We start from the raw sequence: 12,050 nt of genomic DNA on the forward strand, positions 1-12,050 counted from the left end.
GCAGCGGCGAAGGGTGTCATGAAGATCAAAAAACTCCGGGTCTCTCTGAACGAGAGCGACTTAGTTGATATCGGATTTACGGTTAAGCATTCACTTGCGCTTGTGGGCCAAAGCGGCAGCGGCAAAAGTCTGACGCTTAAAGCACTGCTTGGGATGTTGCCTTCACAGATGGCCCTGTATTTGGATTTTGAGGCCGATTTCGCACTTGAACGCGGAAAAACAATTGCTTTTGTCCCGCAAAACCCGTTCACGGCACTTTCGCCGCTGACAAAGATCAAAGATCAGTTCTTTGTCGATGAGCGTAAGATGAAAGCGTTGTGCAAGAGTGTCGATCTGGATCTTGCACTGCTTGAGCGTTTTCCCCCTGAACTCTCCGGCGGGCAGCTGCAGAGGGTGATTATCGCCATTGCGTTGAGTGCAGAGCCAAGACTTTTGATGTTGGACGAACCGACAACAGCGCTTGACCCTAAGACGAGAGAGGTGATCATCGAACTGCTCAAGCATTTGCAGGAACGCCAGGGGTTCAAGATTCTTTTTGTCACGCACGACATGCACTCCGCCTCCGCACTGTGCGATGAGATCTGTGTCATAAAAGAGGGTCGAGTACAAGAGAGCGGGTTGATGGAGAGTGTGCTCCAAGACCCTTCAAACCCCTATACAAAAACATTAATTGAAGCAAGTTTTGCAAACAGGAAATTTAGAGAATGAATATCGAAGAAATATTAGAAAAAAAACGAAAAAAAGAGAGCGGCATTCAGGACGAGACACCTGTGAAAAAGTCGGGTCTTAAAAAAATCATCATTGCGGCGTCGCTACTGCTCGTGATCTTCGGACCGATCGTTTTTGTCGGCTCTATCGCGCTCAACCTGACGTATGACACCAGCAAACTTGTCAATTATCAACCGAAGATCTCATCATGTATCTATGATGTCAACGGCGATAAGATCGCGAATGTATTTGAAGGAAAACACCGTTTTTTCGCCCCTTTCGACGAGATCCCGCCGCGAATGGTCGAGGCACTTTTAGCGATAGAAGATACCTCGTTTTTTGAGCACGGCGGCATTAACTATGATGCGATATTCCGTGCGATCATCAAAGATATCAAAGCGATGGCGATGGTTGAGGGGGCCAGCACGCTGACACAGCAGCTGGTGAAAAACACGTTACTGACACGCGAAAAGAAGATCTCCAGAAAGCTAAAAGAGCTCATCCTCTCCTATAAGATCGAGTCCGAACTGAGCAAGGTCGAGATACTCGAACGCTATTTCAATGAGATCTATCTTGGGCATAACTATTACGGGATCAAAACGGCAGCTGACGGTTATTTTCACAAAGAGCTCAAAGATCTGACACTGAAAGAGATGGCTATTCTCGTCGGACTGCCAAAGGCACCAAGCTATTATGCACCGACCAAAAACTACGACATCTCTTTAGGGCGTGCCAACCGTGTGATCGAACGTCTGCATGATCTGGCATGGATCGATGATGAAAGTTATGAAAAAGCGCTCAAAGAGAAGCCTGTCGTTTACGATGAGACCTTGACCCAGAACAAAGCGCCTTATGTCGTAGACGAGGTGGTACGCCGTTTGAAAGAGCAGTTCCCTGATTTTAAAACAGGCGGTTACGAGGTCTATACGACGATCGACCTGAAGATGCAGAAAGCGGCGCAGGAGGCGATCGTTTACGGCTACGAGCAGGCGAAGATCCGTGTCGAGAAATACGGCGAGGATTACGAAGACCAGAATCTTACAAAGTTTAACGGTGCCATCATCTCTGTTGATCCGAAGCTCGGTGAGATCCGTGCTTTGGTCGGCGGCGTTGATTATCAAAAGAGCCCTTTCAACCGGGCGACAATGGCCTACCGTCAGCCGGGTTCCGCATTCAAACCGTTTCTCTACCAGGTGGCGCTCGACTTTGGGTATTCGGGCGCAACGAAGCTGATCGATATCTCCCGGACTTATGACTATGAGACGCAGAGCGAAGATGAGAGCAATGAGACGAAAAAGTGGAAGCCTAAGAACTATGAGAACAACTTCAAAGGGTTGATCACACTGCGCGAAGCTTTGGTGCATTCGCGCAATCTTGCGACGATTAACCTGGTGACCGATATCGGTATCAATACGATAAAGAGCAAGTTGAGACAGCAGTACGGCATCCAGGACCTTCCGAGCGACCTCTCCCTGTCCCTTGGAAGTATCACCCTGACACCGGAGACGTTCGCAAAATATTACACCTCCTTTGCCAACGGCGGCCAATTGAGTGATCTGCGTCTGATCCAGAGTGTTGAGAGACAGCACGAAGTGCTCTGGGAACATCCGGCTCAGGTCGTTAAACGTGTGACCGAAGAGAGACAGGCCTTTTTAATGACGACAATTTTACGCGAAGTCGTTCAGAGCGGTACCGGGTATCGGGCCCGTGCAGCAGGCATAGAACTTGCCGGCAAAACCGGAACGACCAATGATTCGATCGATACCTGGTTTGTGGGGTATTCGCCTTCGATCGAAACCATCGTCTGGTTCGGCAATGATGACAACTCGCCGTTGTGGAAAAGAGAACAGGGGGGCTGGACGGCGGCCCCTTCATTCAGCTATTTTTACAAAGAGCTGGTAAAGATCTACCCGCAGATGCCGCGAAAGTTTGAAAAGCCTGATGATGTGATCGAGGTGACGGTAGAGGGCAAAAAGAAGGAGTACTTTACCGATATCTCCAAGCCGCCTCGTACCGAGGTCAAAGCTGAAGCAGACGAAGAGCTGCTTTTTTAGGACTCTATGATGAAGAAGGTAGTCTGTACATTCGCACTTATGAGTTCACTCGTCTTTGCCGATTCCTTTGTTGCCGGTAGCCGAAGCATCGGTGTTACGGTAGGCTCCGGCAGCGTAAGTTACAGCGGCGGCACCCTGAGCGGCACGGCGGTGGAAAACTATATTATTGCGGGTGTGAGCGGTGACTATTTTGTTGCAGACGGCCTCTCTGTTGGGCTGGGATACAGAGGATGGTTCGGCGGTACGCCTGTGATCCATCAGGCCACGCTCCCCGTGACCTATTATATGCCAACAGAAAGCACCCTCCGTCCTTATCTGGGAGGGTTCTGCCGTTATACCCATATCGCTGACAAAGCATATGACGACTACAGCAGTGCAGGGGGACGTTTCGGCTTGGCCATTCTCTTTGAAAACGGGTATGGTGGTTTTGGTTGGGTACAGGAGGTCTATTTCGGCCGTGATAATGTGAGTGACAAGACCTCGGGCTACCCCGAAGCCGTAATAGGGTTTAGTTTTTAGGCGTTAAAAGCGCGGTTAAGTGCACTGAAGAGCGCTTTGATCGTAGCCAATGTAATATCATTGTCTTTTCCGACACCGAAAAACGATTGCCCCTCTTTTGTTTCGATCTCGATATAGGCGACAGCCAATGCCGATGACTCTGCGCCCAATGAGTGCTCCGAGTAGGAGCGGATGATAAACTCATTAGGATAGTCTTTTAACAGCGCTTTACGGCAGGCATCAATAGGACCGTTGCCTTCGCTCTCCGCCTCGATCTCCTTGCCGTTATAGACGTAGTTGAGCCTGCACCAGACGGATTCCTCTTTTGTCGATGCCGAACGTGACACAAATTTCAGGTGTGACGGCGGTCCGAAATAGGTACGTTCGAAGATAGCTAAGATCTCGTCATTGCCGAGCTCTCTTGCCTCTCTGTCCGTCACCTCTTGTACGATCTTTCCTATTTCAGGATGCATCTTCTTCGGCAGCTGGTAACCGAAACTGTCCTCCAGAATATAAGCGACCCCGCCTTTGCCCGACTGGGAGTTGATACGTATGATACTTTCGTAGCTGCGGCCCACATCTTCCGGATCGATCGGAAGGTACGGCACTTCCCAGAAGGCGTCCTCTTTGATACGCTGGTAGGCCAGCCCTTTATTGATGGCATCCTGGTGCGAACCCGAGAAGGCGGTATAGACCAACTCACCGACATAAGGGTGGCGCACATGGGTCTCGATAGCGGTACAGCGTTCAACGACGTCGATCACGGTATTGATATCGCTGAAATCCAGCCCCGTCTCGATCCCCTGTGTGTACATGTTCAATGCAAGGGTGATGATGTCGACGTTACCGGTACGCTCGCCGTTGGAGAGCAGTGTCCCCTCGACACGGTCCGCCCCGGCCAAAAGCGCCAGTTCGGTTGCCGCCACCGACGTTCCGCGGTCATTGTGGGTGTGCGTCGAGATCAGGACATGTTCACGGTTGTCCAAATGACGGCTCATCCACTCTATCTGGTCCGCATAGACATTCGGTGTCGCCATCTCCACCGTTGCCGGCAGGTTGATGATGACTTTGCGCTCAGCGCCTATACCCCAGCGCGCGGTAACGGCATTACAGATCTCGGCTGCAAATTCCAGCTCGGTGCCGGTAAAGGATTCCGGTGAATACTCCAGCGCGATCTTGCCCGTATGATTCGCCTCGTACTTTTTAACCATGTCGACACCGGCCAGAGCCAGTTCGATGATCTCCTGTTGCTCTTTTTGAAAAACGATCTTGCGCTGTGCAATAGATGTTGAATTGTAGAGGTGCACAATCGCTGATTTGACACCCTCGAGCGCTTCAAACGTTCTGGCAATAAGATGCTCCCGCGCCTGAACAAGTACCTGGATGGTGACATCATCAGGGATAAGGTTGTCTTCGACCAGCTTGCGCAGAAAGTCAAATTCGACCTGAGAAGCGGACGGGAAACCGACTTCGATATGCTTAAATCCGAGTTTCAGCAGGAGGTTAAAGAGTTCAAGTTTTTGATCAAGGTTCATAGGTGTGACAAGAGCCTGGTTCCCGTCACGAAGGTCTACACTACACCAGATCGGTGCTTTGGTAATGGTGTTAGAGGGCCATTGTCTGTCTGGCAAATCTACCTGTGGGTACGGACGATATTTTCCGTTTGTATTCATAGTCATAATGAATCCTGTTTACTTGAATTCCAACTACCATCCTGCTAAGAGGTAATCAGTGGCGCAATTATAGCAAATAGAGGTATAAACGAACAAAAAGAGTGACAACGAAGAAAAAAATGAAGACCTTTTTAAGAGAAAATATCTTTTTTTACGTTTCATTATCATCACTGCCTCTCCTGCCGGTTTCATCTCTTTATCATGGATTAAATAGATAACATAAGTGTCGACTAACGATAGCCCTCCTATAATAGTGCTATTTGCGACAGGAAAAAATATGCGAACAAGCCAGTTTACCATCGATGAACAATTCTTAAAGCGTTTTTCTCCTAAAAAGTTCAAACAAAAAGCGATCGAAGATTATGATCTAAAAGCACTTATCGAGGCTGCTTCGAGCGCACCTTCATGTTTTAACGAACAGCCCTGGGTATTTGTGCTGGGAACAAAAGAAGAGATGCTCTCTGTTCTGTCTGAAGCCAATGCTTCGTGGGCCAAAAATGCAGCAGAGATTATTCTTATCTGTTCGCGTCCGCAATTTTCACGCAATCAAAAACCCAATCGTTGGCATGCCTATGATTGCGGTACGGCGATGGGGTATCTGATTCTCGAAGCGTTACGACGAGATATCTATGCTCATCCTATGGGCGGGTTTAAGGCAGAAAAAGCGGTCGAGCTTTTTGAACTCAAAGAACTTCAGCCCCATGCGGCTGTCGCTCTGGGCTATCGTGATGAAGCCCATACGATGACGCCGCGTAAAGCGCTGGATGATATTATTATAGACAGGAGATCCGTATGATAAGGCATATTCCGTTTGCGTCGCTCTATTTTGCAGACCATGGATGGCTGAAAAGCCGTTTCCACTTTTCGTTTGCCGAATACCGCAATCCCGATAATATACACTATGGGCCGTTGCGTGTTATGAACGATGATATTATCGAGGCCGGCAAGGGTTTTGGTACCCATCCGCACGAAAATATGGAGATCATCAGCTATGTGCTACGCGGTGCGTTGACCCATAAAGACAGTATGGGCAACAAAGAGAGCCTGGGCCGCGGCGGGGTTCAGTATATGAGTGCCGGCACCGGGGTGATGCATTCGGAGACGAATGAGGGCGGTGAGGCGGTGCATCTGATCCAGACATGGATAATCCCTGCCGAAAAAGGGCTGGAACCGCAATACGGCTCCAAAGTATTTGATAAAAATGCGCGTCACAACAGGTGGCTGCATCTGGCCGGACCGGAAGAGAGCGAAGCAGCAATCCACATCTATCAGGATGCCAATATGTATGTCAGCGAGATCGATGCGGGTCAAAGGCTCCCCTTTGCGTTGCAAAAGGGACGCCGGCTTTATCTGAAAGTGATGGAAGGCAGCGGCACTATAAACGGCACTGTGTTCGCGCCGGGTGATGCGGCGGAGGTGGAAGGCGAATCGGTTGTGGTTGAAGCGATCACGGATCTGCATCTGCTTCTCGTGGAGATGCGCACGGAGTAAACAGGTTTTTTAGTTAGGAAAAGGCTGTACTTCCAGGGTGAACTCCGCCCCGCGCTCGGTGTTGGCAACATAGAGCTGCCCGCTCATCTTCTGTGCGATCTGGGCGCTCATGTAGAGGCCGATGCCTGTACCTTCTTCTTTTGAGGTAAAGTTTGGTTTGAAGATGTCTTTGATGATCTCTTCGGGGATACCGCCGGCATTGTCTTCGATTTTCAAGATGACATTACCGTTTTGCTGATGAAAGCGGATAAAGATAGCACGCTGCTTCCGCTCGCGCTCGACAAAGGCATCGCGTGCGTTTGTGATGATGTTTAAGATAAGGTGTTTGAACTCGTTTTCGATGCCGGTGATAATGATCTCTTTTTCGCTTTCGATATGGACTTCGATCAGATTGCGCATAAGTTCGTCTTTCATCAGGAGCATGACCGTCTGGATACAGCGTTTAAGGCCGAAGGGCTCCGGTTCTTTGTCGGGACGGAAGAAGGTGCGGAACTCCGTTAATGTCGAGATCATATGTTCGATCTGCTCGTCGACATCATGGGCAAGCGTATGGATATAGGCACTGTCAACGAGGCCGTCGTCAAAATCACTCTCTAACAGCTGTGTGTACATGCTCAAGGCGTTCAGCGGCTGTTTCCACTGGTGGGCGACGGCATCCATCATCTCACCCATCGCTGCCATCTTGGCCTGCTGCTGGAGTATCTTTTCGTTTCTCAGGTGGGCTTCTGTCTCCTGTTTGACGAGGTTGGTCAGTTCATATTTATAGCGTGTGAGCTCTTTTTCCTGACGCTGGAGTTTTTCATTGTAACGAGTGTTCTGGTCGACCAGCATCGTACGAAAACGGAGATCCTGCATATACTGTTTGGAGAGAAGCAGGACTTTTTGATGAATATCGGGATGGGCGTTTCTGCTAAGTTCAATAACAGTATTAAGCAGTTCTCTGGTCTTCTCTTTTGTCACCGTGCATCATCCCTAAAATCTGGTTCTAAGCGTCAATTTATTAGCCAATGTTATATCATGCTTTTTATAAAACACCCCTGATAATGGGCATATTTTAAAGATATTGTGTGCGACGTTTACCTATTGACAAAAAAATTAAAAGGCTGCAGAAAGTAGGGAAGATATGGTTATGTGAAAAGGAAAAGGTCAGTGTTGCCAAAGAAGCAACAGCTTCTTTGACCGGTATGGGAATTAAAGTGCTTCTAGCACTGATAGGTTGTTTTAAACTCGTAAGCAGTCGGACGGCCTTCATCTGGCCATACATCACGCTCAAATCGGTAGTGCTGATACTCTTCGATGAAGTGATCTGTAAAGACCGGCTTAAGGAAGTCGTTGTCACGGATCAGAGACTCAAGTGAACCGCGTAGGGTGTGCGGCATTTGAGGAATACCTTTTTCACGGATCTCATCAAGAGAAAGTTCGAAAAGGTCTTCATCCATCGGACCGACCGGGATGTCTCTGTTTTTGATACCGTCAAGACCTGCCATCATCATTGCGGCAAATGCAAGGTATGGACAAGAAGAGCTGTCTGGGAAACGCATCTCGACGCGTGTCGCTTTTTCGCCGGCACCGTAAGGAATACGGCATGAAGCTGAACGGTTTTGAGACGAGTAAGTCAGGATGCTCGGCGCTTCAAAACCTGGAAGCAGACGTTTGTAAGAGTTTGTTGTCGGGTTTGTAAACGCCGCAACCGCTCTTGCATGTTTGAAGATACCGCCGATGTAGTTGATCGCCATCTCGCTTAGGTTGCCGTAGTTGCCTTCAGAATAGAAAAGGTTTTTGCCGTCTTTCCAAAGTGACTGGTGTACGTGCATACCGTTACCGTTATCACCGTAAAGAGGTTTAGGCATGAAGGTCGCTGTTTTACCGTTCAGGTGCGCGATCATTTTGACGACATATTTGTATTTTTGAACATTGTCGGCTGCACCGATGATGTCAGAGAAGACAACACCGATCTCGCCTTGACCCTGTGCCACTTCGTGGTGACCAAGTACGACTTCAAGACCGACCTGCTCAAGAATCAGCATCATCTCGGCACGAAGATCGACCATGGAGTCAGTAGGCTGGACCGGGAAGTAACCGCCTTTTGTACCAGGACGGTGCCCTGTGTTGTACATATCTTTATAGTCGGTAGAAGAGTTCCATGCACCCTCTTCGGTATCGATTTTGTAGCCTGCTTCATTGATGTTATCAACAAATTTGACATCATCGAAGATAAAGAATTCATTTTCCGGACCGAAATAGGCGGCATCAGCAATACCGATGCTGTCAGCATGGGCAAGTGCTTTTTTAGCAATAGAACGAGGGCATTTCTCATACAGCTCGCCTTTATAGATATCGTAAACATCACAGATGAGGATAATGGTCGGATCTGCAGTAAATGGATCAAGGAACGCTGTCGGGACATCCGCTTTTAAAAGCATGTCTGATTTGTTGATCGGCTGCCATGCATCGACTGATGAACCGTCAAACGGAAAACCGTTTTCAAGTATCTCTGTGGTAACTGCACTCATGCGGTAAGTAAGGTGGTGCCATGCCCCTTTGATATCTGTAAAACGAAGGTCTACAAATTGAACATCATTTTCTTCACAATAAGAAAAAAACTCTTCTACGTTATTTACGAATTTTCCCATTTCTGTCTCCTGAGGTAAATATTGCTAGAAGTATAACCCAATTAATTTGACACTTTACTGTAGGCGTTGCTTAAAAAATAACCAGTTGCAGTGGTGTTTCGATATGTAATCCGACCCCGTAAACGAAGAGAGATGTTCTCAGAGCATCAAAATGGGTACATGGTCCGTTCACGGTCTCTGAAAACAGCACACTCTTTGTAGCCTATCGAACGGGCCAGGGCTTCCACCTCCTGACGGTAAAGCCCTACCTGCTCCGGGTTGTGGGCATCCGAACCGAAGGTGATCTTGATGCCAAGGTCGAAGGCCGCCTGCAATATCGACGGGGAAGGGTAGGGCTCGGCGCAGGGTTTACGGTAGCCTGCGACATTGAGCTCGAGGACCATGTCCGCCGCTTTGATCGCTTTTAAAGCGGGCATTGCCATCTCTAAAATATCTTTTTTCGGCATAAACTTAAAGACCTTGATAAGATCGATATGGCCGGCGATATCGAAAAGCCCGGTCTTTGCCATCTCTTCGACAAGGTCGAAATATTTCTGCCAGATCTGATCGATGTCTTCATTCTCATAACGGCCGATAAACTCGGGGTTGTCGAATCCCCACTCGTTGATGAAGTGCACCGATCCGATCAGGAAGTCGACATCCGCCTTTAAGACGCGTTCATCCATGTGGCCCGGCAGGTAGTCCACCTCATAGCCGAAGAGGACCTCGATCTTGTCGGCATACTTCTGCTTTGCATCGATGACCCACTTCTTATAGAGTGCCATCTCTTCGAAGCTCATACGGTAGCCGGGATCGAAATCCATCGGTGCATGGTCGGAGAAACCTATGATATCGATACCGTATTCGATCGCTTTTTCAACATACTCATCAACGCTGCCTTCGGCGTGATTGCAAAGTGTGGTGTGGCTGTGCAGATCGATTTTCATGTCTTCTCCATAAACTAATGCCGTAATTATAATATAGATTAACTCTTTAAATCATCTTTGTTCAGCATTGCGCTAAAATTACAATATTAATTTAATAAAAAGCACTTCTAAAGATGGAAAATGTCTAAAACTAAAAAAGTCGAACTTCTCTCACCTGCAGGGAACCTGGAAAAACTTAAAATCGCTCTTGATTACGGGGCTGACGCCGTTTACGGCGGGGTGAGTCACTTCTCTCTGCGAATTCGTTCGGGTAAAGAATTTACCATGGATGATTTTAAGGAGGGGATCGATTATGCCCATGAACGCGGCAAGAAGGTCTATGCAACCATTAACGGTTTCCCTTTCAATTCGCAGCTGAACCTGCTCAAAAAACATATAGAGAAGATGGCGGAGCTCGAACCCGATGCAATCATCGTAGCAACGCCGGGTGTCTTGAAGCTCTCCCAGGAGATCGCACCGCATATCCCCAAACACCTCTCGACGCAGGCGAACGTGATGAACGTGCTTGATGCCCAGATCTATCACGACATGGGGGCCAAGCGGATCATTGCGGCCAGGGAGATCTCGCTCCGCGATCTGACCGAGATCAAAAAAGAGCTGCCGGATCTTGAACTGGAGGTCTTTGTCCACGGTTCGATGTGTTTTGCCTACAGCGGCCGCTGTCTGATCTCGACACTCCAAAGCGGGCGTGTGCCTAACCGCGGCTCCTGTGCCAACGACTGCCGCTTTCCGTATGAGATGTATGCCGCAAATCCTGAAACGGGAACACTCTTCCGCCTTGAAGAGGACCCGGGGGTCGGCACCTACATCATGAACTCCAAAGACCTGAACCTGGCCTCACATATGAAAGAGATCCTCGATTCGGGCGCGGTGGACTCGGTCAAGATTGAAGGGCGTACAAAGACCGCCTATTATGCGGCAACGACAGCGAAGGCCTACCGTATGGCGATTGATGACTATTATGCCGACGATTACCATCCGGAGCGTTATCAGCATGAGCTCAACTCCATGCAGAACCGCGGTTTTACCGATGCCTATCTCATTAACCGTCCTTTTGAAAAGCATGACACGCAGAGTTTGGACTTTACCATGCAGATGGGAACCCACCAGGTCAGCGGTATGGTGACGGAAGAGGGGAACCATTTCCTCTGCAAATACAAGACCTATCCGGGGGACAAGGTGGAGATCATGGCGCCGTTCGATGCCAAGATCGAAGAGGTCGACAATGAGATCGGAAATGTGACCAAAGAGGGTGATACTTACTACATAACTTTTAAAAAGCTGATTGCGGAAAACGGCAAAGAGTGGGAGTCGGTCCACAGCGGCAACGTCAATCCGATCAGACTGCCGATCCAGCTGCCGCCGTATTCTTTCCTGCGTATTCCGGCGACGGAAGAGATGACGCAGATCCCGAAAGTCTAAAAAAGAGACAGGGTTAAAAGAAGCTGAAAAAGAAGTTAGAGTATAATCTCGGCATAAAAAACAGCGGCAGGTCAAGTTTGCCCATAAGGACAACAATGAAATTCGTTTCAATCATCATCGGAAGTAAAAGTGATTATGAGATCATGAAGTCGTGTGCAGACACATTGGAAGCGTTTGGTGTTCACCACGAACTTATCATCTCTTCGGCACACCGTTCTCCGGAACGTACGAAAGAGTATGTCGCAGCAGCTGAGAAAAAAGGGGCGCAGGTCTTTATCGCGGCAGCCGGTATGGCGGCGCATCTGGCAGGCGTACTTGCGTCCAAAACGGTCAAACCGATCATCGGTGTACCGATGAGCGCTTCGGCACTGAGCGGCATCGATGCCCTTCTTTCGACAGTACAGATGCCTGCAGGCATGCCGGTTGCGACGGTCGCGATCGGCAAAGCGGGCGCGATCAACTCGGCCTACCTTGCGATGCAGATCCTGGCACTCAACGATGAGGATCTTTCGGTGAAGCTGAAAGAGGACCGTATCGCCAAAGCGAAAAAAGTCGAGATGGACTCTATGGAGATCGAGACGATCATCAAGTAAAACCCCCTTCTGCCAGCGGCTCAGTCTGCAGGCAGACCTCTCCCCCACTCAA

Annotated in this window: 11 protein-coding genes; 7 read left to right on the forward strand and 4 right to left on the reverse strand. The window is 49.0% G+C overall.

Annotation, left to right across the window (positions count from 1 at the left end; genetic code table 11):
* Positions 1 to 18: 18 nt before the first annotated feature.
* Genes WCY20_RS02035 through WCY20_RS02045 form a run of 3 tightly spaced genes read left to right on the forward strand, consistent with a single transcriptional unit; the run spans position 19 to position 3,281 of the window.
* Positions 19 to 708 (forward strand): ATP-binding cassette domain-containing protein, encoded by a 690-nt coding sequence (locus WCY20_RS02035; protein ID WP_345976604.1) that lies wholly within the window; start codon positions 19 to 21, stop codon positions 706 to 708.
* A complete protein-coding gene (locus WCY20_RS02040; RefSeq protein WP_345976605.1) occupies positions 705 to 2,762 on the forward strand; it encodes a PBP1A family penicillin-binding protein in 2,058 nt (685 codons plus the stop codon). Before WCY20_RS02035 ends, WCY20_RS02040 begins: the two co-directional genes overlap by 4 nt.
* A gap of 6 nt (positions 2,763 to 2,768) precedes the next feature.
* Positions 2,769 to 3,281: a hypothetical protein gene (locus WCY20_RS02045; RefSeq protein ID WP_345976606.1), complete on the forward strand. Its 513-nt coding sequence runs from the start codon at positions 2,769 to 2,771 to the stop codon at positions 3,279 to 3,281.
* Here the strand turns inward: WCY20_RS02045 and leuA are convergent.
* Positions 3,278 to 4,942, reverse strand: coding sequence for a 2-isopropylmalate synthase (leuA, locus tag WCY20_RS02050; protein ID WP_345978203.1), 1,665 nt, complete (start codon positions 4,940 to 4,942; stop codon positions 3,278 to 3,280). The genes WCY20_RS02045 and leuA overlap by 4 nt on opposite strands.
* Before the next feature lie 268 nt (positions 4,943 to 5,210).
* On the opposite strand from leuA, the gene WCY20_RS02055 reads away from it, so the two are divergent.
* Together WCY20_RS02055 and WCY20_RS02060 are read left to right on the forward strand one after the other, a co-directional pair.
* Positions 5,211 to 5,729, forward strand: a complete 519-nt coding sequence (locus WCY20_RS02055; protein ID WP_345976607.1) for a nitroreductase family protein — start codon at positions 5,211 to 5,213, stop codon at positions 5,727 to 5,729.
* Positions 5,726 to 6,424 (forward strand): pirin family protein, encoded by a 699-nt coding sequence (locus tag WCY20_RS02060; protein ID WP_345976608.1) that lies wholly within the window; start codon positions 5,726 to 5,728, stop codon positions 6,422 to 6,424. The genes WCY20_RS02055 and WCY20_RS02060 overlap by 4 nt, the downstream gene beginning before the upstream one ends.
* 9 nt (positions 6,425 to 6,433) lie before the next feature.
* On the opposite strand, the gene WCY20_RS02065 is transcribed toward WCY20_RS02060, so the two are convergent.
* The 3 genes from WCY20_RS02065 to WCY20_RS02075 all read right to left on the reverse strand — a co-directional run bounded on the left by WCY20_RS02065 (position 6,434) and on the right by WCY20_RS02075 (position 9,983).
* A complete protein-coding gene (locus WCY20_RS02065) occupies positions 6,434 to 7,384 on the reverse strand; it encodes a HAMP domain-containing sensor histidine kinase (protein ID WP_345976609.1) in 951 nt (316 codons plus the stop codon).
* 242 nt (positions 7,385 to 7,626) lie between these two features.
* Positions 7,627 to 9,057 (reverse strand): type I glutamate--ammonia ligase, encoded by a 1,431-nt coding sequence (gene glnA / locus WCY20_RS02070; RefSeq protein ID WP_345976610.1) that lies wholly within the window; start codon positions 9,055 to 9,057, stop codon positions 7,627 to 7,629.
* A 146-nt stretch (positions 9,058 to 9,203) separates the two neighbouring features.
* The gene (locus WCY20_RS02075) at positions 9,204 to 9,983 is read right to left on the reverse strand and encodes a histidinol-phosphatase (protein ID WP_345976611.1); all 780 of its coding nucleotides are present in this window, start codon (positions 9,981 to 9,983) and stop codon (positions 9,204 to 9,206) included.
* Between the two features lie 120 nt (positions 9,984 to 10,103).
* Between WCY20_RS02075 and WCY20_RS02080 the strand changes: the two genes are divergently transcribed.
* Both WCY20_RS02080 and purE read left to right on the forward strand, forming a co-directional pair.
* On the forward strand, positions 10,104 to 11,405 hold the full coding sequence (locus WCY20_RS02080; protein ID WP_345976612.1) for a peptidase U32 family protein: 1,302 nt from the start codon (positions 10,104 to 10,106) through the stop codon (positions 11,403 to 11,405).
* 95 nt (positions 11,406 to 11,500) lie between these two features.
* Positions 11,501 to 11,998, forward strand: a complete 498-nt coding sequence (purE, locus tag WCY20_RS02085) for a 5-(carboxyamino)imidazole ribonucleotide mutase (protein ID WP_345976613.1) — start codon at positions 11,501 to 11,503, stop codon at positions 11,996 to 11,998.
* The last annotated feature ends 52 nt before the right edge of the window (positions 11,999 to 12,050 follow it).

It is taken from the genome of Sulfurimonas sp. HSL3-7, assembly GCF_039645985.1.
Taxonomy (GTDB): Bacteria; Campylobacterota; Campylobacteria; order Campylobacterales; family Sulfurimonadaceae; genus Sulfonitrofixus; species Sulfonitrofixus jiaomeiensis.